Genomic DNA, 21,958 nt, shown 5'->3' with positions numbered 1-21,958 from the left:
AAATGTTCGACAGCGTTCTGATCGCCAACCGGGGCGAGATCGCCGTGCGCGTCATCCGTACGCTGCGGGAGCTGGGCATCCGCTCGGTCGCCGTCTTCAGCGACGCGGACGCGGACGCCCGGCACGTACGGGAGGCGGACACGGCCGTCCGCATCGGCCCGGCGCCCGCATCCGAGAGCTATCTGTCCGTGGAGCGGCTCCTTGACGCGGCGGCACGCTCCGGCGCGCAAGCGGTCCACCCGGGGTACGGGTTCCTGGCCGAGAACGCGGACTTCGCGCAGGCGTGCGCCGACGCGGGACTGGTCTTCATCGGGCCGCCCGCCCCGGCCATCTCCCTGATGGGCGACAAGATCCGCGCCAAGGCGACCGTACGGGCGGCGGGCGTGCCTGTGGTTCCCGGCTCCTCGGGCAGCGGGCTCTCGGATGCCGAACTGGCCGCCTCCGCACGGGAGATCGGGATGCCTGTGCTGCTGAAGCCGTCGGCGGGCGGCGGCGGCAAGGGCATGCACCTGGTCCGCGACGAAGCGCTGCTCGCCGACGAGATCGCCTCGGCGAGGCGCGAGGCCCGTTCCTCGTTCGGTGACGACACCCTGCTGGTGGAACGGTGGATCGACCGCCCCCGCCACATCGAGATCCAGGTCCTCGCGGACGCCCACGGGAACGTGGTGCACCTGGGCGAGCGCGAGTGCTCCCTGCAGCGCCGCCACCAGAAGATCATCGAGGAGGCGCCGTCGGTCCTGCTCGACGAGGCGACCCGGACCGCGATGGGCGAGGCGGCGGTACAGGCGGCGCGCAGCTGCGGGTACACGGGCGCGGGCACGGTGGAGTTCATCGTCCCCGGCGGCGACCCGTCCTCGTACTACTTCATGGAGATGAACACCCGCCTTCAGGTCGAGCACCCGGTGACCGAGCTGATCACCGGCCTGGACCTGGTGGAGTGGCAGCTGCGGGTCGCCGCCGGTGAGCAACTGCCCTACGGGCAGAAGGACATCACCCTCACCGGGCACGCCGTGGAGGCGCGGGTCTGCGCGGAGGACCCGTCCCGCGGCTTCCTGCCGTCCGGCGGCACGGTGCTGGCGCTGCGCGAACCGCAGGGCCACGGGGTGCGGACCGACTCGGGCCTCAGCGAGGGCGTGGAGGTCGGCAGCCTCTACGACCCGATGCTGTCGAAGGTCATCGCGTACGGCCCCGACCGGGCGACGGCGCTGCGCAAGCTGCGGGCTGCGCTGGGCTCCACGGTCACCCTGGGCGTCCCGACCAACGCGGGCTTCCTGCGGCGGCTGCTCGCGCACCCTTCGGTGGTCGCGGGCGAGCTGGACACCGGCCTGGTCGAGCGCGAGGCGGACGGGCTGGTGCCGGACGGGGTGCCGCCCGAGGTGTACGTGGCGGCGGCGGCGGTACGGGCTGCGGGGCGCACCGCGGAGCCGGACGCCGCCGGCTGGACCGACCCGTTCTCGGTGCCGGACGGCTGGCGGCTGGGCGGCGCCCCGCTGCCGGTGACGCAGTGGCTCCAGATCCCCGGGCACGAGGCGGTACTGACCGGGGGCGCTGGCCGGGTCACCCGGGACACGGTCTCGGTCACCGTGGACGGGAGCGTGCACACCTTCCACCACGCCGGGGACTGGCTCGGCAGGGACGGCGACGCGTGGCACGTCCAGGACCACGACCCCGTACAGACCACGCTGGACGCGGCGGCCGGCCGGGGCGGCGCGGGGTCGCTCACCGCGCCCATGCCGGGCACGGTCACCGTGGTCAAGGTCGCCACCGGGGACGAAGTCGTCGCCGGGCAGGGTCTGTTGGTGGTCGAGGCGATGAAGATGGAACACCTGATCACCGCCCCGCACACGGGCACCGTCACCGAACTGGACGTCGTGCCCGGCACGACGGTCGCGATGGACCAGGTGCTGGCGGTCGTCACCCCGGCGGACATCCCGGCCGGCATCCCCCAGCAGGAGGACTCATGACCGACGGCCTGCCCATGTCCGTACCGGCTGAAGGGCTGCCGCCCCGGGTGCGCATCCACGAGGTCGGCGCCCGTGACGGGCTGCAGAACGAGAAGACGGTCGTCCCGACCGGGGTGAAGGCGGAGTTCATCCACCGCCTCGCCACCGCGGGCCTGTCGACCATCGAGGCGACCAGCTTCGTGCACCCCAAGTGGGTCCCCCAACTGGCCGACGCCGAGAGCCTGTTCCCGCAGCTCACCGGTATCCCCGGGGTGGACCTGCCGGTCCTCGTGCCGAACGGCCGCGGCCTCGACCGGGCGCTGGAGCTGGGGGCCCGCCGGATCGCGGTCTTCGGCAGCGTGACGGAGTCGTTCGCCAAGGCCAATCTGAACCGCACCGTCGACGAGTCACTCGCCATGTTCGAGCCGGTCGTCACGAAGGCCCGCGCCACCGGGCTGCACGTACGCGGCTACCTCTCGATGTGCTTCGGCGACCCGTGGGAGGGCCCGGTCCCGGTCGACCAGGTGGTCTCGGTCGCCCGGCGCCTGCTGGACCTGGGCTGCGACGAACTGAGCCTCGGCGACACGATCGGGGTGGCGACGCCCGGCCATGTGCGGACCCTGCTCAGCGCCCTCAACGAGGCGGGCGTCGGTACGGATTCGGTCGGCGTCCACTTCCATGACACGTACGGCCAGGCGCTCTCCAACACCCTCGCCGCACTCCAGCACGGGGTGACCACGGTGGACGCGTCGGCCGGCGGGCTCGGCGGCTGCCCCTACGCGAAGTCCGCCACCGGCAATCTCGCCACCGAAGACCTCGTCTGGATGCTCGAAGGTCTCGGCATCGAGACCGGAGTCGACCTCGGCCTCCTCACCGCCACCAGCGTGTGGATGGCCGGACAGCTGGGCCGACCCAGCCCGTCCCGTACCGTACGCGCCCTCTCCCACCAGGAGCAGTAACGGTGACTCCTCCCCGCCCCGAGGGGCGGAGCTTCTCGCTATGCCGGTTGGGCTTTGCGACGGACCAGCCCGGCCCGCAGAACGTTGCGTGCTCCGACGACGTCAGCGTGTGCCGTGTGGCCGCACGAGAGGCAGCGGAACTTTTCCTGTGTGGGCCGGTTCTCCTTGGCGGTGTGCCCGCATTCGGGGCACCGCCGGGAGGTGTTGCGGGGGTCCACGGCGGCGCCCCGACCGGCATCAGCGATCGCACGATTCAGCCCGGCCTTCGCGGCACCCCCGTTGGGCACGCCGTCGGAGTCGGTGAGGAACGAGGCTATGCCCAGGTCGATTCCGACCACGGACCCTGTCTTGGGCAGCGGCTCGGGCTGGCCCTGTTCGGCGGTCAGGACGACGAACCGTTTACGCCCCTCGCGCTTGACGCTGACGGTCTTGACACGCCCGGCCACCGGCCGGTGCTGGTTGACCTTGACGTGCCCCACGCCCTGGAAGCGGACACGGGTCACCAGATCGTGTGGCGTGGAGTCCCTACGGCAGCCGTCGCCGTCCTTGGGGAAGTCAACCGTGTCGAACCAGTTCACCCCACGAGAACGCGGGCAGCCAGGCGTCGCACCGGACTTGACCCGGCGGAAGAACGCCACGAACCCCTTGTCCCATCGGCGCAAGGTGGCCTGCTGCGACGAGAACGACCACCGGCCCTGACGCTCGGGGCCGACTGCCCTGATGTCCTTGAGCTGCACGGACTGCTGTCCGTATCGGACCGTGGTCTTCGACACGTGCCGGTGGTAGGCATCCCGGCGTTCCCGCAAAGCTCCGTTGTAGAGGCCGCAGTGATCCCGCAGCATCTCGGACAGCGCCTGCGCCTGGCGGACAGTGGGCCGCATCAGGAACTCGTACGCACGGCTCAACGCGGCCCCCCTTCCGAAAGACCGTGATCACCCCAGTACGGGCCACTGACAACGCCGGTCCGCCTGACGACGAATCGCCGCCCCCTGCACCGCTCGACGGGAGCTTCGCTTCCCCCACCGCCCGAAGACGGTGGTACCCACGAAGGAGAACCAGATGGACCACCGCCTGAGCACCGAACACGAAGAGCTCCGCCGCACGGTGGAGGCGTTCGCGCACGACGTGATCGCCCCGAAGATCGGCGACTTCTACGAGCGCCACGAGTTCCCGTACGAGATCGTCCGCGAGATGGGCCGGATGGGCCTCTTCGGGCTGCCCTTCCCCGAGGAGTACGGCGGGATGGGCGGCGACTACCTCGCGCTGGGTATCGCGCTGGAGGAGCTGGCCCGCGTCGACTCGTCGGTGGCGATCACCCTGGAGGCAGGCGTCTCGCTGGGCGCCATGCCGGTCTTCCGCTTCGGCACGGAGGAGCAGAAGCGCGAGTGGCTGCCCCGGATGTGCTCGGGCGAGATCCTGGGCGCGTTCGGCCTGACCGAGCCGGAGTGCGGCTCGGACGCGGGCGGCACCCGCACCACGGCGGTCCGCGACGGGGACGACTGGGTGATCAACGGCTCAAAGTGCTTCATCACCAACTCCGGCACGGACATCACCGGCCTGGTCACGGTCACCGCGGTCACCGGCCGCAAGCCGGACGGCCGTCCGCGTATCTCCGCGATCATCGTTCCCTCGGGCACCCCCGGCTTCACGGTGGCTGCCCCGTACTCGAAGGTCGGCTGGAACGCCTCCGACACCCGCGAGCTGTCGTTCTCGGACGTCCGGGTTCCCGCCGCGAACCTGCTCGGCGAGGAGGGCCGCGGCTACGCCCAGTTCCTGCGCATCCTCGACGAGGGCCGGGTCGCGATCTCCGCCCTGGCGACGGGCCTCGCCCAGGGCTGCGTGGACGAGTCCGTGGCGTACGCCAAGCAGCGCCACGCGTTCGGCCGCCCGATCGGCGACAACCAGGCGATCCAGTTCAAGCTCGCCGACATGGAGATGAAGGCCCACACCGCCCGCGTCTCGTGGCGCGACGCGGCATCGCGCCTGGTGAGCGGCGACCCGTTCAAGAAGGAGGCCGCGCTGGCGAAGCTGTACTCGTCGACAGTGGCGGTGGACAACGCCCGCGAGGCGACACAGATCCACGGCGGGTACGGCTTCATGAACGAGTACCCGGTGGCCCGGATGTGGCGGGACTCCAAGATCCTGGAGATCGGCGAGGGCACGAGCGAGGTGCAGCGGATGCTGATCGCCCGGGAGTTGGGGCTGCCCACCGGGTGAGCCCCTGAGGCGTCACACCACCTCGTCCGCCCGCACGCCGAACGCCTTCTCCATGCCGCCCCGCATCGGTGAGGTGGACGACGCGCGGGTACTTCCCGCGGCGGAGCCGGCCCAGGGCGAACATGCGGCCGGTTACCGCGGCGCCGAGCGCTCCGGCGAGGTGGTGGCGCTGTTCCGCCCGGTCCACGCAGCAGCGGAGCGAGGCGCGCCGGCGCGGAAGGGCCTCCACGTCGACTCCGATGGCGCCGCCGCGTCTCTCACGGGTGCCGTCGTGGCCGCGTGCTGTGTCCGGGGGACGCCGGACGGGCGGAGCGCCGGGGCTTGAGGCGGTGCGTACGTACGGAGTTGTCGCGGCGCCCGTGCGGGGGTGCCGCGCCGGCGCCTCAACTCGTCGCGCTGTACTGCCGACAGGAACGGCGACCGGGCGGGCGCCCGCAAGACAGGAAGAGCCCATGCACCATGGACGCAGGACAATGGGCCCATGCGAATTCGAGCACCCCGTATCGACGAACTGCCGCTCCTCCAGGACATCGAGAGAGCCGCCGGCCGCTGCTTTCGCGACATCGGCATGCCGGAGATCGCCGATGACGAGCCGCTCCCGGTCGATGAGCTCGCCCGCTACCGGCAGACCGGTCTGGCCTGGGTCGCAGTCGACGAGACCAACGCCCCGGTTGCCTATCTGATTGCGGAGCACGTGGACGGCGACCTCCACGTCGAGCAGGTGTCGGTGCACCCGGACTGGGCACGCCGCGGCATCGGACGCGCGCTTCTGGACCGTCTGGCGGACCATGCGCCGGCCGCCGGAGTATCCGGCCTGACCCTCACCACGTTCGCCGGTGTTCCGTGGAACGCGCCGTACTACGCGCGCTGCGGTTTCCGCTCCCTCGACGACAGCGGTCTGGGACCGGGTCTGCGGGACATCCGCCGGCTGGAGGCCGCCCACGGCCTGGACCGGTGGCCCCGGGTCTGCATGCGCAGGGACCTGTGACGCCGCCGGGCCGCCGCCTGCCGCGGGGCCCCTTACCGGCAGGCAGCAGTGTGTGCCCGGCCAGGTCTCCCACCCCCGGTGGAGACGGGTTTCCACCCACGCTCAACCCATGGGTTGAAGGAATCCGGAGCCGCGGAGCGAATAGTCGTACCCATGACGACCACTGACTGGATCATCGACATCGCCCTCCTCCTCATCGTCTTCCGCCAGCTTCGGGAGGAGCGGCTCAGCGCCCGCACGGTCCTCCTGCCGCTGGGCATCATCAGCTGGACGGCCGCCACCTACCTGCACTCCATCCCGACCGCGGGGAACGACCTGGCGCTGATCGGGGCGTTCGCCGGCGTGGGTGTGGTGTTCGGGCTCTGCTCGGGCCTGCTGACCCGGGTCCGCTACGCGGACGGCCACGCACGCATCAAGGCCACCGCGGCCGCCGCGGGACTCTGGGTGATCAGCATGGGCTTCCGGCTCGCTTTCGCCGTCTGGTCCAGCCACCCCTCCGGCGCCGCTCACGTCGCGCACTTCTCCGCCACGCATGACATCACCAGCAGCCAGGCGTGGGTGGTGGCCCTGGTCCTGATGGCGTTCGGTGAGGTCATCGTCCGCATCGGTACGATCGTCGTCCGGGGCAGCATCCTCACCTCGCGCAACAACCGCACCGAGCCGGCGACCGCCGCACCGGCCCCCCGCCCCGGCGCCTACGTCTGACCGGGCGGAGCGGACCACACCGGCGACCGGACGGCCGCCGGTTCACCGCTGACCGGGAGGCTCGCGGGACCGGCGGCCCGGACCCACGGAGAACGGGAGCCCGGCGAAGCGACTGCGGCACCGGAAGTGATGCACGCGCTGGAACAGCCGGCTGCCGCCGGCGGAGAACGGAGTGCGGGGATGTTGAGCAGGCTCTTGTGGGCGGGTCGGGCGGGCCGCGTCGCGGTCGGACGGCAGCAGCTGATCGGCGGGTCGTTGATGGCGGTGTGCATGGCGGTCTCCGTGGTCGCGGCCCACGGCACAACCATCAAGATCGTCGTCGGGGTGCTCGGGGTGCTCGCCGAGCTGGGTATGGTGCTGGGCCGGTGGGTCCTGCCGTCCGTTGTGGGCACGCTGGGCGCGACCGTCACCATCGCGGCCGGGCTCACTATCTCGCTCCTGGTTCCTGAGGGCCTCGGAGCGGTCCCGGTCCTCGCCGGCACATCCGTACTCCCCCTGCGCCTGCCGGCGGGGCCGGTGCGCCACGCGGGGATCGGCGTGGTCTCGGTCGCCTTCGGAATCACGATCATGGTGATCACCGGCAGCCTGGCCGGGCTGCTGGCGGGCGTGGGCGCCTGGTTCATGGCCGACCGGTCCGTGGAACACGCCGCCCTGCAGACGGAGCGCGACCGGGCCGTCGCGCTGCTGGCCGAGGTCGAGGCCTCCCGGCAGGCGCTCCAGGAAGCGGCGGCCTTCGAGGAACGAGGCCGTATCGCCAGGGAGATGCACGACGTCCTCGCGCACAGCCTCGCCGGTCTGTCCGTGCAGCTGCAGGCGGTACGGGCGATCGCGAACCGGGAAGGCGCGCCCCCGGCGCTGACCGGGCCGCTCGACCGGGCGGCCCAGCTGGCCCGCGACGGGGTGCAGGAGGCGCGCGCCGCCGTCAGTACGCTGCGCACCGCCCCGCGCAGGGGTGTGGACGACCTCAAGGGGCTGGTCGGCGGTTTCCCCGGCGAGGCCCGCCTGCGGGTCACCGGCCGCCCCTGTCCGCTCGGCCCCGAGACGGGCCACGCGGTGTACCGGGGGGTGCAGGAAGCCCTGACGAACGCGGCCCGCTATGCGACCGGGAGCCCCATCGATGTCGATGTGGCGTGGCAGGAGCGGCAGTTGCAGGTGACCGTTCACGACCAGGGGCTGCCGGCCGGCCGCGGCGGTTCGGGTGTGAAGGGGAGCGGAACCGGTCTGCGGAGCATGGCGGAGCGGATCGAGGCCGTCGGCGGGGAGCTGTCCGCCGGGCCCATGCCCGGCGGGGCGGGCTGGCGGATCGCGATGCGCGTGCCCTTCACGGAAGCCGGGGGCAGCAGCACGGATCTGCCGGCCCCGGCGGGGCCTTCGGAGGCCGGCGGGTCGGGCGGACCCTCCTGACCTCCGGCCCCGGCATGCCCCCGGCTGCCCGGCTCCTCCCCCGCCCACTGCCCGGAGCGACGGAAGCGACGGCGGCCGGCCGCACCGGGGAGGAAGATACCGGGGAGGGAAGATGAGTCGTGAACACATCAGCCGGCGTCCGGACGCCGCGCACGGGCGGGAAAGGCGGACGGGTGACAATTCGGGTGCTGGTGGCCGACGATCAGGCGGTCGTACGGGACGGGGTGGTGCTGCTGCTCTCGTCGGCGGACGACATGGAGGTGGTCGGCGAGGCGGGCGACGGGCACGAGGCCGTGCGGCTGGCATCGGAGGCGCGGCCCGATGTCGCGCTCGTGGACCTGCGGATGCCGGGACTGACCGGCGCCGAGGTGACCGCTCAGGTGGTCGCATCCGGCATCGGGGTCCGGGTGCTGATCCTGACCACGTACGCCGACGACGACGCGGTGATGCCGGCGCTGCGGGCGGGCGCGGCCGGCTATCTGACCAAGGACGCCACGGGTGAAGCGGTGCTCGCCGCGGTCCGCGACGTGGCCGCGGGCCACACCGTCCTGGACCCGGCGGTCCAGCGGCGCCTGGTCGAACTGGTCGTCAGCGAACGGGAATCCGCCGCTCCGGCCCCCGTGCCCGAGACCGGGGTCCCGGCCGAGGCCGAGGGCCTCACCCGGCGGGAGGTCGACGTCGTCCGGCTGGTGGCCCAGGGGCTCAACAACCGCCAGGTGGCCAAGGAGATGGTCGTCAGCCAGTCGACGGTCAAGACGCATCTCAACCACGTCCTGGCCAAACTGGCCCTGGAGGACCGCGGCGCCCTGATCGCCTGGGCCTGGCGCCACGGGCTGGCCGAAAGATCCCAGTAGGGCGTTGCCTGTGTGCCGCCGCAGCCAGGAAGGGTCCTGTCCGCGGCAGCGAGCGCCGGGGCCACGGATCCCCGGACCGATACGTGGAACATCTGCGAGCCAGGAGCGCAAAGATGGATTGTGACACTGACGTCCTCATCGTCGGAGCCGGCCCGGTCGGGACCTGGCTGGCCGCCGAACTCGTCGCCGCCGGGGTCGGCGTGCGGCTGCTGGAAGCCCGCGCCGGACGCTCGACGTGGTCACGTGGCTTCACCGTTCAGCCGCGCACCCTCGAACTCATCGACACCCGCGGTCTGGCCGAACCCCTGCTGAGCGCGGGCCGGGTCAGCGATTCGTGGCACTTCGCCATGGGGCAGACCCGGCTCGACTTCGCCGGACTCCCGACCAGGTTCCCCTTCGTCCTGCTCAACCCGCAGGTCGCAACGGAGGAGTTGATGGAGCGCCGCCTCCTCGGCCTGGGCGGCGAGGTGACCCGCAGGTGCCGGGTCACCGGCCTGCGGCAGCACCCCGACCGGGTCGAGATACAGACCGAGTCCCCGGCAGGCCCCGGCCGGCTGACCGCACGCTACGTGGTCGGCTGCGACGGCGCACACAGCACCGTCCGCACAGCAGCCGGGATTCCCTTCACCGGCACCGAGACCATCACCACCACCCTCAGCGGTGACGTCGTTCTCGACGATCCGCCGCCGATCGGCGCGCCGATCCTGTCCTGCGAGGCGGGCATCCTGCTGACCATCCCGCTGCCGGAGGGCCGTCACCTCGTCGCCGTGCTCGACCACGCGACCATGCACGGGACGCCGCCCACCCCGGTGCCCTTCGCCCACCTGCGCGCCGCCGTCGAGAGGGTGGCCGGCACCGACCTCGGCATGCGCGACCCCCGGCGGATCGCGACGGTGGGGGACGCGGGAAAGGTCGCGGACGTCTACCGCGCCGGGCGGGTACTGCTGGCCGGGGACGCCGCCCACATGCACTATCCGATGGGCGGCCAGGGCCTGAACCTAGGCGTCCAGGACGCGCACAACCTGGCCTGGCGGCTCGCCTGTGTCCTGCGCGCGGGGGCCGCAGAGCGGGTGCTCGACGACTACACCGCCGAGCGCCACCCGGTCGGCTCGACCGTCCTGGCCGACGTGCGCGCCCAGATCGCCCTGGTCACCGCCACCGGCCTGGACGGATTCACCCTGCGCAGGCGCTTCGACACCCTGCTGACCGAATACCCGGCGCTCAACCACGACCTCACAGTCCGGCTGGCCCAACTCGATGTGCGCTACGGAGCTCTCGCAGGCTCGCACGGCATCGGCCCGCTCATCGGTACCCGCGCCCCCGACCTGGCCTTCGCCCCCACACCCGGCGGCAACGGCCCACGACGGCTGTTCGAAACCGCACGGCCCGGCCGGTTCACTCTCCTCGACCTCACCGGTGGCCGTCTCCACGCCGACCGGGCGGTCGCGGCGGCCGGACTCCAGGAGCTGGTCACCCCGGTCTCCGTCTCCCCCGACCCTGCCCCCGACGCGAACCCGCCGATGGACCCGGCCCTGGCCGGATCCTGGTCCACCGCCCCGGCCGCGCTGATCAGGCCGGACGGTCACACCGCCTGGGTCGGCGACGACCCCGGCCACGCCGTGGACACCGTGAAGTCCCTGCTTTTCTGAGCGGGGACCAGCTGTCAGCGGTCCGTACTGCGGCCCCCACGGGCCCGGCCCCACCCCCTGGACAACTGGTCAGGTTAGGCTAACCTGACCAGGAATTGACCAGTGGCCGTCCCGGCACGTACGGAAAGCAGAGCTAAGCCATGCCCAACGCCCGCGCCTCCCACTTCTCCCGTCGCGGCATCCTCGCCGCAGGCGGCGTCATCGGTATCGGTGCCGCCCTCAGCGCCTGCGGCAGCAGCGACTCGAAGAGCTCGGGCTCTGCGAAATCCGGCTCCGGACCCTGGTCCTTCAAGGACGACCGTGGCATCACCGCCAAGGCCGACGCAACCCCCACCAAGATCGTCGCTTTCACCGGGACGGCCGCGGCCCTGCACGACTACGGCGTCGAGGTCGCCGCCGTCTTCGGGCCGACCAAGACCAAGGACGGCAAAGCCGACGTCCAGGCCGGCGATCTCGACATCAGCAAGGTCGAGATACTCGGCAATGTCTGGGGCGAGTTCAACGTGGAGAAGTACGCCGCCATCGGCCCCCAGCTGCTGATCACCGGCATGTACGACAAGGGCGCCCTCTGGTACGTCCCCGACGAGTCCAAGTCCAAGATCCTCAAGCTCGCCCCCAGCACCGCCCTGATGGTGGCCCGCACCTCGATGCCCGCCGCGCTGGAGCGCCACGCCGAACTGGCGAAGTCCCTCGGCGCCGACCTCAAGGCGAAGAAGGTCACCGACGCCAAGGCCAGGTTCGAGAAGGCCGCGGCCCGGCTGCGCGCAGCCGCCAAGGCCAACCCGAAGATCAAGGTACTGATCGGCTCGGCCAGCGCCGACCTGCTCTACATCTCGACCCCCGCGCCCTCGGCCGACCTGCGGTACTTCAAGGAGCTCGGCGTCAACCTCGTCGTCCCGGACAAGGTCGACAAGGCCGGCTGGTTCGAGAGCCTGAGCTGGGAGAACGCGGACAAGTACCCGGCCGACATCATCATGATGGACAACCGGACCTCGGCCCTTCAGCCGTCCGCGCTGACTTCCAAGCCGACCTGGGGCGACCTGCCCGCGGTCAAGGCCGGACAGGTCATCCCGCGCTCCACGACCGACCCGATCTTCTCCTACGACAAGTGCGCCCCGGCCCTGGAGGCCCTGGCCAAGGCAATCGAGAACGCGAAGAAGGTCAGCTGACCCATGACGACGGCCGCCATCGCACCCTTCCGTTTCTTCGGCTTGCACGTAGTACGGACGCGGCGGCTCGGCCCGTCGATGGTCCGCATCACGTTCGGCGGCGAGGACCTCAGGGACTTCGCCGCCGGAGGCCGCGACCAGAGCCTCTCGCTGTTCCTGCCGCACCCGGGACAGCGGGAGCCCCGACTCCCCACCGGCGACAACTGGTTCGCCGAATGGCGGGCGCTGCCCGAGGACGAACGGGCCGTACTGCGCTCGTACACGGTGCGCGAGCAACGCCGCGACCCCGACGAGATCGACATCGACTTCGCCCTGCACGGAGCGGGTCCGGCCGGCGCCGCTGCGAGCGGCCCCGCGTCCCGCTGGGCCCGGCAGGCAACCCCGGGCCAGCGGGTCCGCGTCCTCGGCCCCGCCATGGAACACAACACCGCCGTCCGCTTCCAGCCGCCCACCGGCACCGACTCGGTGCTGATCTGGGCCGACGAGACCGCGCTGCCCGCCGCTTCGGCCATCCTGGAATGGCTGCCGGCCGGCACCAGGGCCGAGGTCTGGCTGGAGGTCCAGCACACGGCGGACCGGCAGCCACTGCGGACCGAGGCCGACGCACGGGTCACCTGGCTGGTACGGGAGGAGGGCGCCCCGGCGGCGGTGGACGCCGTACGCGCGGCGGAGCTGCCCGGAGCGCGGCCGTACGCCTGGATCGCGGGCGAGTCCGGCTGCGTCAAGGAACTGCGGCGCCATCTCGTACGGGAACGTCAAGTCGACCGCCGGCAGGTCACGTTCGTCGGCTACTGGCGCCGAGGGCTCAGCGAGGAACAGCTGAGGGCGGCCGCCGCGCAGGCCGCGTGACCTGCACGCCCCCAGGGGGGAGGCCTCATTGCGATGCCCAGATTGGTTAGGTTAGGCTTACCTAACCACGACGTCGCAGTGACCCTCTCCCCTTTTTCCTTCCCCGGAGGACCGTTCATGCGCTCACACCTGCTCAACGACACGACAGCGGAGCAGTACCGCCTCACTGCCACCGCAGCAGTCGAGCGGGTGGCGGCCCAACTCGCCTCCACCAAAAAGCCTTTCACCGGAATCTCACCGCAGGAGCTCGCCCCGGCCCTGGACGGCGTCGACCTGGACAAGCCCCTGGGGAGTGCGGGCGCCGCGCTGGACGAACTCGAAACGGTCTATCTGCGGGATGCCGTCTACTTCCACCACCCCCGCTACCTCGCCCACCTCAACTGCCCCGTGGTCATCCCCGCGCTGGCCGCCGAGGCCGTGCTGTCCGCCGTGAACTCCTCGCTGGACACCTGGGACCAGAGCGCGGGCGGCACGCTGATCGAGCAGCGGCTGGTCGACTGGACGGCCGGCCGCATCGGCTACGGTCCGGGCGCCGACGGCGTCTTCACCAGCGGCGGCTCGCAGTCCAACCTCCAGGCGCTGCTGCTGGCCCGCGAGGAGGCGAAGTCCGCCGACCCGGCCGCCCCCGCCTCCTCGCTGAGGGTGTTCGCCTCCGAGTGCAGCCACTTCAGCGTCCAGAAGTCCGCGAAGCTGCTCGGGCTGCGCCCCGACGCGGTCGTCTCCGTCCCCTGCGACCGCGACAAGCGCATGCAGACCGTGGCACTCGCCCGTGAGCTGGAGCGCTGCCGCGCCGAAGGCGCGGTCCCGATGGCCGTCGTCGCCACCGCGGGGACCACCGACTTCGGGTCCATCGACCCGCTGCCCGAGATCGCCGAGCTCTGCGCGCGGTACGGCGCCTGGATGCACGTCGACGCGGCGTACGGCTGCGGGCTGCTCGTCTCCCGCAGGCGCTCCCGGCTCGACGGCATCGAGAACGCCGACTCGGTCACCGTCGACTACCACAAGTCGTTCTTCCAGCCGGTGAGTTCGAGTGCGCTGGTGGTACGCGACGGGGTCACCCTGCGGCACGCCACGTACCACGCGGACTACCTCAACCCGCGCTCGGCCGCCGAGGCCCGCATCCCGAACCAGGTCGACAAGTCCCTCCAGACCACGCGCCGCTTCGACGCGCTCAAGCTGTGGATGACCCTGCGTGTGATGGGCGCCGACGGGGTGGGCGGACTCTTCGACGAGGTGGTGGACCTCGCCGAAGAGGGCTGGAGACTCCTCGCCGCCGACCCCCGGTTCGACGTCGCCGTCGAGCCGCAGCTCTCCACACTCGTCTTCCGTTTCATCCCCGGCGATGTCACCAGCCCCGCGCTGATCGACCGGGCCAACCAGTACGCGCGCAAGGCCCTGTTCGCATCCGGCGAGGCAGTCGTCGCCGGTACGACGGTCAACGGCCGCGCGTACCTGAAATTCACCCTGCTCAACCCGCAGACCACCGTCGCCGATATCGCGGCCGTCCTCGAACTCCTCGCCGAGTACGCCGGCCAGTACCTGGGAGAAGCCCTTGTCCACGCCTCTTGAGTCTCTTGACCCGCTTGAGCCTTACGACTTCATCGCGGTCGGGCTCGGGCCGTTCAATCTGGGGCTCGCCTGCCTGACCGACCCGGTCGACGAGCTGTCCGGGCTCTTCCTGGAGTCCAAGCCGGACTTCGACTGGCACAGCGGCATGTTCCTGGAAGGCTCCACGCTCCAGACACCGTTCATGTCCGACCTGGTCACGCTGGCCGACCCCACGTCGCCGTTCTCCTTCCTCAACTACCTCAAGGAGTCGGGGCGGCTGTACTCCTTCTACATCCGCGAGAGTTTCTATCCGCTGCGCGAGGAGTTCAACGACTACTGCCGGTGGGCCGCCGCGAAGATCCCCGCGATCCGCTTCGGCGAGTCCGTGGCCGAGGTCACGTACGACGAGCGGGACGCGGTCTACGTGGTACGGACCGAGGCCGGGGCCGTCCACCGGGGCCGCCGGCTCGTCCTCGGCACCGGCACCCCCGCCTACCTCCCGGAATCCTGCCGGGAGCTCGGCGGAGACCTGATCCACAACTCCCGTTACCTGGAGGCGAAGGAGGCTCTCCAGGCGAAGGAGTCCATCACCGTCGTCGGCAGCGGGCAGAGCGCCGCCGAGATCTACTACGACCTGCTCCAGGACATCGACCACCACGGATACGCGCTGAACTGGGTCACCCGCTCGCCCCGGTTCTTCCCCCTGGAGTACACGAAGCTCACCCTGGAGATGACCTCGCCGGAGTACGTGGACTACTTCCACGCGCTGCCGCCCCGGACCCGCGACCGGCTCAACGTGTCGCAGAAGAACCTCTACAAGGGCATCAACTCCGAGCTGATCGACGCCATCTTCGACCTGCTGTACGCGAAGAACCGGCGCGGTCCCGTGGCCACCCGGATGATGACCAACACCTCTCTGGAGAGCGCCGGTTACGACCACGGCACCTACACGCTCGGACTGCGCCAGGAGGAGCAGGAGAAGGACTTCACGCTGGCCACCCAGGGGCTCGTACTCGCCACCGGCTACAAGTACCGGGTGCCTGACTTCCTCGCCCCGCTGCACGACCGGATCAGCTGGGACGAGCAGGGCCGCTTCGACGTCCACCGCAACTACAGCATCGACAAGGACCGGACGATCTACGTCCAGAACGCCGAGCTGCACACGCACGGCTTCGTCGCACCCGACCTCGGGATGGCCGCCTACCGCAACTCGTGCATCATCCGCGAGCTGCTCGACGGCCAGGAGTACTACCCGGTCGAGAAGAACATCGCTTTCCAGGAGTTCGCCGCATGAACCGCTTCACGATCCGCCCGCTCGACATCCGCACCGACGCCGAAATGGTGCACGCCTGGGTCACCCACCCCAAGTCCGCCTACTGGATGATGCAGGACGCGAGCCTGACCGACATCGAGCGCGAGTACATGGGCATCGCGGCGTCCGAGCACCATGACGCCTTCATAGGACTGCACGGCTCCACCCCGGCCTTCCTCATGGAGCGCTACGACCCGGCGTACATCGAACTCAAGGGTCTCTACGACGCCGAGCCTGGCGACGTCGGGATGCACTTCCTGGTCGCCCCGACGGACTCCCCCGTCCACGGCTTCACCCGGGCGGTGATCACAGCGGTCATGGCGGAGCTGTTCGCGGACCCGGCGACGCGCCGGGTCGTGGTGGAGCCCGACATACGCAACGAGGCGGTCCACACGCTCAACAAGGCCGTCGGCTTCGAGGTCGTGCGCGAGCTGGAGAAGCCGGAGAAGACAGCACTGCTGAGCGTGTGCACCCGCGCCGCGTTCGAGGGAGCCCGCCGATGAGCAGCCACCTGACCCCCGTACTCTGGGCCGAAGCCGAGCGGCTCCTCGTCCGCAAGGCACTCGCGGAGTTCTCCCACGAGCGGCTGCTGTCCCCACAGCCGCTGAGCGACGGGCTTCCGCACCTCGGTCCCGCCGGAACAGGCGAGTCCCCGTTCTCCGTACGCAGTGACGACGGCGGGACCGAGTACCGCTTCCGCGCCCGGGTACTCGCCCTCGACCACTGGCACATCCCGGCGGAGTCCATAACCCGCCACCGCGGAACCGAGGAACTCCCGCTCGACGCACTGGAGTTCTTCATCGAGCTGCGCGGTGTGCTGGGTCTGAGCGACGAGGTCCTGCCGGTCTACCTGGAGGAGATCTCCTCCACCCTGTCCAGCACGGCGTACAAACTCGCCCGGCACGCCGAGAATCCCGTGTCCGCCGCCGGGCTCGCCGCGTCCGGATTCCAGGACATCGAGACCGGGATGACCGAGGGCCACCCCTGTTTCGTCGCCAACAACGGCCGTCTCGGCTTCGGTTCGGACGAGTACCTCAGCTACGCCCCGGAGGCGGCCAGCCCCGTGCGGCTGGTCTGGCTGGCAGCCCTGCGCGACCGCGCCACCTTCAGCGCGGGCGCCGGACTGGACTACGAGTCGCTGATCCGGGCCGAACTGGGCGAGGAAGCGCTGGGGCGGTTCCGCGCGACGATGGCCGGACTCGGCCTGGATCTCGACGCCTACTTCCTCATCCCGGTCCATCCCTGGCAGTGGCGGAACAAGCTCTCCGTCACCTTCGCCGCCGACGTGGCCAAGCAGCGGCTCGTGCTGCTCGGGCACGGCGACGACTCGTACCTCGCGCAGCAGTCGATCCGTACCTTCTTCAATACGAGCGACCCGGCGAAGCACTACGTCAAAACTGCCCTCTCGGTGCTCAACATGGGCTTCATGCGGGGCCTTTCCGCCGCGTACATGGAGGCGACGCCCGCCATCAACGACTGGCTGGCGCAGCTCATCGAGAGCGATCCGGTCCTGAAGGCCACCGGCCTTTCGGTGATCAGGGAGCGGGCCGCGATCGGCTACCACCACCGGCAGTACGAGCAGGCGACCGCCAAGGGCTCGCCGTACCGCAAGATGCTGGCCGCGCTCTGGCGGGAGAGCCCGGTGCCCGCGCTGGAGCCGGGCGAGCGCCTCGCCACGATGGCGTCGCTGCTGCACACCGACCGGGACGGCGCGTCGTTCGCGGGCGCCCTGATCGCCGAGTCGGGCCTGGAGCCCGCCGACTGGCTGCGCCGCTACCTCGACGCGTACTTCACCCCGCTGCTGCACAGCTTCTACGCCTACGACCTGGTCTACATGCCGCACGGCGAGAACGTGATCCTGGTCATCGAGGACGGTGTGGTGCGCCGGGCGGTCTACAAGGACATCGCCGAGGAGATCGCGGTGATGGACCCCGACGCGGTGCTGCCGCCGGACGTCGAGCGCATCCGCGCCGATGTGCCGGACGACATGAAACTCCTGTCGCTCTTCACCGACGTCTTCGACTGCTTCTTCCGCTTCCTCAGCGCGACGCTGGCCACCGAAGGTGTGCTCGGCGAGGACGAGTTCTGGCGGACGGTCGGCACGTGCGTACGCGACTACCAGAACTCGGTGCCCCAGCTGGCCGACAAGTTCCGCCAGTACGACCTGTTCGCGCCGGAGTTCGCGCTGTCCTGCCTCAACCGTCTGCAGCTGCGGAACAACCAGCAGATGGTGGACCTCCAGGACCCGGCGGGTGCGCTTCAGCTCTCCGGGACCCTGAAGAACCCGATCGCCTGAGGCGGCGGCCGGCCGGGGAATGCCCCGGCGCCCGGAGAACGGTCTCTCCTGGTGCCGGGGCATTCCCCTGTCACGCTGTCGCGCACGCGTGGCGGCGTGTTCGCGTGGCGGCCGGGAACTACTGCGCGGGCCACTCCACTTGGGGCGACCGGTAGTAGTCGATGCCGAGCGCGTCCCACCGGGGTGCCTGCGCCGCGAGCCGGGTCCGGTAGGCGCCCCAGTCGTGGGTCGACTCGGGCGACCAGCCCAGTTCGGCGATGCCCGGCAGCCTCGGGAACGCCATGTAGTCGATGTCCTTGCTCGTGGTGAGCGTCTCCGACCAGAGCGGCGCCTCGACCCCGAGGACCGAACCGGCGGGCGCGCCCGGCAGATAGGTCGCCGGGTTCCAGTCGTACGAGCGCTGCACCTCGACCAGACCGGCCCAGTCCAGGCCCAGCTCGGTGTCCGCCGTGTACTTCATGTCGAGGTAGGCGCGGTCGGCCGGCGAGATCACCAGCTTGGTGCCCTTCTCGGCCGCGGCCACGACCTGCGCCCGTTCGGCGGCGCCGGTGCCGTCGTACCCCCAGTACTGCGCGACCTCCCCCTTCACCGGTGCGGCCGCGGTGATCTGGTGCCAGCCCTCGACCTTCTTGCCGTGCTTGCCGACGATGGCCTTCGCCTTGTCCATGAAGGCGTTGTAGTCGGCCTGGCTCGTCGAGTGCGCCTCGTCGCCGCCGATGTGCAGATACTGCCCCGGGGTGAGCGCGGCCAGTTCACGCACCACGTCGTCCACGAAGTCGTACGTCACCGGTTTGGGCACGCACAGCGAACTGAATCCGACCTCGGTGCCGGTGTAGAGCGGGGGCGCGACGCCGTCGCAGTTCAGCTCCGGGTAGGAGGCCAGGGCCGCGTTGGTGTGCGAGGGCAGATCGATCTCCGGAATGACATCCAGGTGGCGCGACGCCGCGTAGCGCACGATCTCCCGGTAGTCCGCCTTGGTGTAGTAGCCGCCCCTGCCGCCGCCGACCTCGGTCGAGCCGCCGTACGTGGCCAGCTTCGGCCAGGAGGAGATGGCGATGCGCCAGCCCTGGTCGTCGCTCAGATGCAGATGCAGTTTGTTGATCTTGTAGAGCGCCAGCTCGTCGATGTACCGCTCGACCTGCTGGACGGTGAAGAAGTGGCGCGAGACGTCCAACATGGCGCCCCGGTAGGCGTACCGGGGTACGTCGGTGACGGTGCCGCCCGCGACCTTCCAGGGGCCGGGCTGCCGCCCCTTCGCCTCGACGGCCGCCGGCAGTTGCTGGCGCAGGGTCTGGATGCCGTGGAAGAGCCCGGCGGCCTTCGCTGCCGTGATGGTGACGCCGTGTGCGGAGCTGACCAGCCGGTATCCCTCGTCGCCGAGGCCGTGTTCATGGGAACCGAGGGTCAGCGTGATGTCGCCCCGGCCGCCGTGACGTCCGCCGGTGACCGGAAGTGGGTATCCGGTGGAGGGCCGGAGCAGCCCCGCCAGATACGCGCCGGCCTGACGTGCGGAGCGGGAGTCCGCCCGGATGTGCGTCCTGCTGGTGATCGTGTACGGGGTGCCGCCCGCGCGTACCGATGAGGGGGCCGGGATGACCGCGCCGAGCGGGCGGACCGCCGGTGCGGCCGACGCCGCGGGAACGGCGGCAGGGGCCGCTCCCGTACCGGCGAATCCGGCGGCCGCGACGAGGATGAACGTGCCGAGAAGCCGGGGCAGGGACCTGGGTTCGAGTGTTCTGTGCAGTCTCACAAGCGGATTCCCTCCGGAGGGTCTCGCAACTGTGGTGCTGGGCAACCGAACGTGTCCCATGGGTATCGCACGCCACTTGGAGGGTCAAGGGTATAGACCACCCCTGCCCGTCAGGGGGCCGCCGCCGGTGCGGCGGCGTACCGCACGCGGCACCTCAGCCGCCGGATGCGAGCCGGTCCAGCCACTCCCTCAGCAGCTGCTGCTCCGCGCCGCTGAGAGCCGTCTGTTCGGGCAGTACGGCGCGCAGGGTGCGGGCGGCGCCGGCCGGGCCCGCGTCCCGCACGGCCGGCTCCTGGCCGGTTACCGCGGCGACCATGGATTCCCGCAGTGCGGTCAGCAGGGCCGGATCGCGGCGCTCCTCCGGCAGGGACAGCCAGGTGAGTACCGCGCCGCGCGCCGTGGCGTGGATGACCGCTGCCGCGATCTCCTCGTCGACCCGGAGCCAGCCGCCCGCGGCGAGCCGCCGGATACGGCCCATCAGGATCTCCATACCGGCCTCGAAGGCGGGTGAAGCGGCTCTGGTGGGCTCGCTGTACATCAGCGTGTACAGCGCGGGATGGGAGAGCCCGAACTCGACCGCGAGGTCCCAGCCCGCCCGCAGGTCCTCGATGGGGTCCTGCGGGTCGGGGTCGACGTGCTTGGCCGCGAGGAACGTGGCGAAGCCGTGCTCGGCCACCGCGTCGAGCAGCCCGCTCTTGTCGCCGAACAGCCGGTAGATGGCCGGTGGTTGCAGGCCTGCCGCGATCGCGACGGCGCGGGTGGTGACCGCGTCACGGCCCTCCCTGGCCAGCAGATCGGCTGCGGCCTCGATGACCCGCTGCCGGGGCTGCCCGCGCCCTGCGGGCGCGGCGTCGGACCGGGCGGCACCGTTCTGGGCGCGTGGACGTGGTGGCATATATCGACGATACAGGACGGGTGGTTCCGTCGATAGTTTCAGTGTTACGGTCATTTAGGTAGCGCTGGAAACATCAGCACGGAACAGCACACCGGCACTGGACCCGCAGCCCTGGAGGGCAACATGATCATCGTGACCGGAGCCACCGGACATCTCGGACACCGGATCACCGAGAGGCTGCTGGCCCGCGGCGTTCCGGCGGACCGGGTGGGCGTCAGCGTCCGCGACCCGCGGAAGGCGCAGGCCCTCGCAGACCGGGGCGTACGCGTGCGACGCGGCAGCTTCACCGAGGCCGGCAGCCTCGCCGACGCCTTCGAAGGCGCGTCCCAGGTACTGATCGTCTCCGTCGACAAGATGGGCGACGAGGCCGTATCGCAGCACCGGGCCGCGATCGACGGGGCAGTCGCGGCCGGCGCACGCCGCATTCTCTACACCAGCCATATGGGCGCCGGCGCCTCCTCGCGCTTCCAGGCCTGCCGCGACCACATCGCGACCGAGGAAGCGCTGCGCGTCTCCGGCGTGCCGTTCACTTCGCTGCGCAACGGCTTCTACGCCACCAGCGCGCTGCAGTTCCTCGGCCACGGCCTGGAGTCGGGCGATGTCGCCCTCCCCGCGGACGGACCGGTCAGCTGGACCGCGCACGCGGATCTCGCCGACGCGGCAGCCGCCGTCCTGGCGGACGAGGGCCGCTTCGACGGACCCACACCGCCGCTCACCGCGGCCCAGGCACTGACCTTCGCCGACATCGCCGGCATCGCCGCCGATGTCACAGGGCGGACCGTCACGAGGACCACCGCGCCGGACGACCTGTTCCGGGAGCAGCTGACGGGCGGCGGCGTCCCGGCCGCGACGGCCGACCAGCTGCTGGGCATGTTCACCGCGAGCAGGGCCGGCGAATTCGCGGCCGTGGACCCCGCACTGGCCACCCTGCTCGGCCGCGAGCCCACCACCCTGAGGACGGTCCTGCGCGAGCAGCTCTCCGGTCCCGTCGGGCAGTGAACGTTCTCCCGGACAGCAGAGCCCCCGGTATGAACCTCCTGCATGAGCCCGGATGCGGACCCGGAAGGCGCAAGCTTGCCCGATAACGGGCAGAAATCTTGCGTAAGGCCTCACGGAACCCCAATATCAACGAGTGCCCGCGTCCCGTCCGTCGTACGACGACCTCATCGACCACCTGGTGCGCAGCTCCGCCCTCCAGCGCGGCGAAGCCGCCCGGGTGGTCCTCGATGTGCTGGCCTATTTCGACGAGACGACGGAGGAGTTCGTCCGCCGCCGCCACCGCGAACTGCAGGCCCGCGGACAGACGAACCCGGACATCTTCCAGCAGATCTCGGACGAGCTGCCTCATCGTGCAGTGGCACCGCCCGAGCTTTCCCTGCGGCAGCTGCGCCGCATGATCTACGGATAGGAACCAAGGAGC

20 protein-coding genes are annotated in these 21,958 nt (G+C 70.8%); 17 read left to right on the top strand and 3 right to left on the bottom strand.

The genetic code is table 11. From position 1 onward, the window contains the following. Positions 1 to 2 precede the first annotated feature (2 nt). The gene (locus tag OG584_RS23235; RefSeq protein ID WP_405780630.1) at positions 3 to 1,964 is read left to right on the top strand and encodes an acetyl/propionyl/methylcrotonyl-CoA carboxylase subunit alpha; all 1,962 of its coding nucleotides are present in this window, start codon (positions 3 to 5) and stop codon (positions 1,962 to 1,964) included. Then, positions 1,961 to 2,902 (top strand): hydroxymethylglutaryl-CoA lyase, encoded by a 942-nt coding sequence (locus OG584_RS23230; RefSeq protein WP_405780629.1) that lies wholly within the window; start codon positions 1,961 to 1,963, stop codon positions 2,900 to 2,902. The genes OG584_RS23235 and OG584_RS23230 overlap by 4 nt, the downstream gene beginning before the upstream one ends. 38 nt (positions 2,903 to 2,940) lie before the next feature. Here the strand turns inward: OG584_RS23230 and OG584_RS23225 are convergent, their stop codons facing one another. Then, positions 2,941 to 3,807 (bottom strand): RNA-guided endonuclease InsQ/TnpB family protein, encoded by an 867-nt coding sequence (locus tag OG584_RS23225; protein ID WP_405780628.1) that lies wholly within the window; start codon positions 3,805 to 3,807, stop codon positions 2,941 to 2,943. A 154-nt stretch (positions 3,808 to 3,961) separates the two neighbouring features. Here OG584_RS23225 and OG584_RS23220 point away from each other — a divergent pair, with 154 nt between their 5' ends. The 13 genes from OG584_RS23220 to OG584_RS23160 all read left to right on the top strand — a co-directional run bounded on the left by OG584_RS23220 (position 3,962) and on the right by OG584_RS23160 (position 17,893). After that, entirely contained in the window at positions 3,962 to 5,119 is a 1,158-nt protein-coding gene (locus tag OG584_RS23220; RefSeq protein WP_405780626.1) for an acyl-CoA dehydrogenase family protein, read from the top strand. A 52-nt stretch (positions 5,120 to 5,171) separates the two neighbouring features. Continuing rightward, on the top strand, positions 5,172 to 5,444 hold the full coding sequence (locus OG584_RS23215) for a hypothetical protein (protein WP_405780624.1): 273 nt from the start codon (positions 5,172 to 5,174) through the stop codon (positions 5,442 to 5,444). Between the two features lie 156 nt (positions 5,445 to 5,600). Further along, positions 5,601 to 6,107, top strand: a complete 507-nt coding sequence (locus tag OG584_RS23210) for a GNAT family N-acetyltransferase (protein ID WP_405780623.1) — start codon at positions 5,601 to 5,603, stop codon at positions 6,105 to 6,107. A 153-nt stretch (positions 6,108 to 6,260) separates the two neighbouring features. Further along, positions 6,261 to 6,812, top strand: a complete 552-nt coding sequence (locus tag OG584_RS23205) for a hypothetical protein (protein ID WP_405780622.1) — start codon at positions 6,261 to 6,263, stop codon at positions 6,810 to 6,812. A 180-nt stretch (positions 6,813 to 6,992) separates the two neighbouring features. Then, positions 6,993 to 8,216: a sensor histidine kinase gene (locus OG584_RS23200; RefSeq protein ID WP_405780620.1), complete on the top strand. Its 1,224-nt coding sequence runs from the start codon at positions 6,993 to 6,995 to the stop codon at positions 8,214 to 8,216. 173 nt (positions 8,217 to 8,389) lie between these two features. Beyond that, positions 8,390 to 9,070: a response regulator gene (locus tag OG584_RS23195; protein ID WP_405780619.1), complete on the top strand. Its 681-nt coding sequence runs from the start codon at positions 8,390 to 8,392 to the stop codon at positions 9,068 to 9,070. A gap of 113 nt (positions 9,071 to 9,183) precedes the next feature. Beyond that, the gene (locus OG584_RS23190) at positions 9,184 to 10,719 is read left to right on the top strand and encodes an FAD-dependent monooxygenase (RefSeq protein ID WP_405780617.1); all 1,536 of its coding nucleotides are present in this window, start codon (positions 9,184 to 9,186) and stop codon (positions 10,717 to 10,719) included. A gap of 140 nt (positions 10,720 to 10,859) precedes the next feature. Beyond that, positions 10,860 to 11,888, top strand: coding sequence for an ABC transporter substrate-binding protein (locus tag OG584_RS23185; RefSeq protein ID WP_405780616.1), 1,029 nt, complete (start codon positions 10,860 to 10,862; stop codon positions 11,886 to 11,888). Between the two features lie 3 nt (positions 11,889 to 11,891). Continuing rightward, entirely contained in the window at positions 11,892 to 12,737 is an 846-nt protein-coding gene (locus OG584_RS23180; RefSeq protein WP_405780614.1) for a siderophore-interacting protein, read from the top strand. A 117-nt stretch (positions 12,738 to 12,854) separates the two neighbouring features. After that, a complete protein-coding gene (locus OG584_RS23175) occupies positions 12,855 to 14,306 on the top strand; it encodes a pyridoxal phosphate-dependent decarboxylase family protein (protein ID WP_405780612.1) in 1,452 nt (483 codons plus the stop codon). Further along, positions 14,290 to 15,579 carry a lysine N(6)-hydroxylase/L-ornithine N(5)-oxygenase family protein gene (locus tag OG584_RS23170; protein ID WP_405780611.1) on the top strand — a complete coding sequence of 430 codons (1,290 nt, stop codon included), beginning with the start codon at positions 14,290 to 14,292 and terminating at the stop codon, positions 15,577 to 15,579. Before OG584_RS23175 ends, OG584_RS23170 begins: the two co-directional genes overlap by 17 nt. After that, positions 15,576 to 16,100 carry a GNAT family N-acetyltransferase gene (locus tag OG584_RS23165; protein WP_405780609.1) on the top strand — a complete coding sequence of 175 codons (525 nt, stop codon included), beginning with the start codon at positions 15,576 to 15,578 and terminating at the stop codon, positions 16,098 to 16,100. Before OG584_RS23170 ends, OG584_RS23165 begins: the two co-directional genes overlap by 4 nt. Continuing rightward, positions 16,097 to 17,893, top strand: coding sequence for an IucA/IucC family protein (locus tag OG584_RS23160; protein WP_405780607.1), 1,797 nt, complete (start codon positions 16,097 to 16,099; stop codon positions 17,891 to 17,893). The genes OG584_RS23165 and OG584_RS23160 overlap by 4 nt, the downstream gene beginning before the upstream one ends. A 118-nt stretch (positions 17,894 to 18,011) precedes the next feature. On the opposite strand, the gene OG584_RS23155 is transcribed toward OG584_RS23160, so the two are convergent. Further along, on the bottom strand, positions 18,012 to 19,643 hold the full coding sequence (locus OG584_RS23155) for a beta-N-acetylhexosaminidase (RefSeq protein WP_405780606.1): 1,632 nt from the start codon (positions 19,641 to 19,643) through the stop codon (positions 18,012 to 18,014). A 154-nt stretch (positions 19,644 to 19,797) separates the two neighbouring features. Next, positions 19,798 to 20,538, bottom strand: coding sequence for a TetR/AcrR family transcriptional regulator (locus OG584_RS23150; RefSeq protein WP_405780605.1), 741 nt, complete (start codon positions 20,536 to 20,538; stop codon positions 19,798 to 19,800). Between the two features lie 123 nt (positions 20,539 to 20,661). Between OG584_RS23150 and OG584_RS23145 the strand changes: the two genes are divergently transcribed. Further along, the gene (locus OG584_RS23145) at positions 20,662 to 21,537 is read left to right on the top strand and encodes an NAD(P)H-binding protein (RefSeq protein WP_405780604.1); all 876 of its coding nucleotides are present in this window, start codon (positions 20,662 to 20,664) and stop codon (positions 21,535 to 21,537) included. 133 nt (positions 21,538 to 21,670) lie between these two features. After that, positions 21,671 to 21,946 carry a hypothetical protein gene (locus OG584_RS23140; RefSeq protein ID WP_405780602.1) on the top strand — a complete coding sequence of 92 codons (276 nt, stop codon included), beginning with the start codon at positions 21,671 to 21,673 and terminating at the stop codon, positions 21,944 to 21,946. Positions 21,947 to 21,958: the final 12 nt, after the last annotated feature.

This window comes from Streptomyces sp. NBC_00859 (assembly GCF_045161865.1).
Lineage (GTDB): Bacteria > Actinomycetota > Actinomycetes > Streptomycetales > Streptomycetaceae > Streptomyces.
The sequence above is the reverse complement of the archived record's forward strand: the minus strand, read 5'-3'. Positions and strand labels throughout refer to the sequence as shown.

Excerpts from the sequence above, each read along its gene's own strand:
- OG584_RS23180 (WP_405780614.1), top strand. The coding sequence starts at position 11,892 with ATGACGACGGCCGCCATCGCACCCTTCCGTTTCTTCGGCTTGCACGTA.
- OG584_RS23200 (WP_405780620.1), top strand. The coding sequence starts at position 6,993 with ATGTTGAGCAGGCTCTTGTGGGCGGGTCGGGCGGGCCGCGTCGCGGTC.
- OG584_RS23190 (WP_405780617.1), top strand. The coding sequence starts at position 9,184 with ATGGATTGTGACACTGACGTCCTCATCGTCGGAGCCGGCCCGGTCGGG.
- OG584_RS23210 (WP_405780623.1), top strand. The coding sequence starts at position 5,601 with ATGCGAATTCGAGCACCCCGTATCGACGAACTGCCGCTCCTCCAGGAC.
- OG584_RS23230 (WP_405780629.1), top strand. The coding sequence starts at position 1,961 with ATGACCGACGGCCTGCCCATGTCCGTACCGGCTGAAGGGCTGCCGCCC.
- OG584_RS23220 (WP_405780626.1), top strand. The coding sequence starts at position 3,962 with ATGGACCACCGCCTGAGCACCGAACACGAAGAGCTCCGCCGCACGGTG.
- OG584_RS23205 (WP_405780622.1), top strand. The coding sequence starts at position 6,261 with ATGACGACCACTGACTGGATCATCGACATCGCCCTCCTCCTCATCGTC.
- OG584_RS23160 (WP_405780607.1), top strand. The coding sequence starts at position 16,097 with ATGAGCAGCCACCTGACCCCCGTACTCTGGGCCGAAGCCGAGCGGCTC.
- OG584_RS23175 (WP_405780612.1), top strand. The coding sequence starts at position 12,855 with ATGCGCTCACACCTGCTCAACGACACGACAGCGGAGCAGTACCGCCTC.
- OG584_RS23235 (WP_405780630.1), top strand. The coding sequence starts at position 3 with ATGTTCGACAGCGTTCTGATCGCCAACCGGGGCGAGATCGCCGTGCGC.
- OG584_RS23165 (WP_405780609.1), top strand. The coding sequence starts at position 15,576 with ATGAACCGCTTCACGATCCGCCCGCTCGACATCCGCACCGACGCCGAA.
- OG584_RS23145 (WP_405780604.1), top strand. The coding sequence starts at position 20,662 with ATGATCATCGTGACCGGAGCCACCGGACATCTCGGACACCGGATCACC.
- OG584_RS23185 (WP_405780616.1), top strand. The coding sequence starts at position 10,860 with ATGCCCAACGCCCGCGCCTCCCACTTCTCCCGTCGCGGCATCCTCGCC.
- OG584_RS23150 (WP_405780605.1), bottom strand. The coding sequence starts at position 20,538 with ATGCCACCACGTCCACGCGCCCAGAACGGTGCCGCCCGGTCCGACGCC.
- OG584_RS23215 (WP_405780624.1), top strand. The coding sequence starts at position 5,172 with ATGCCGCCCCGCATCGGTGAGGTGGACGACGCGCGGGTACTTCCCGCG.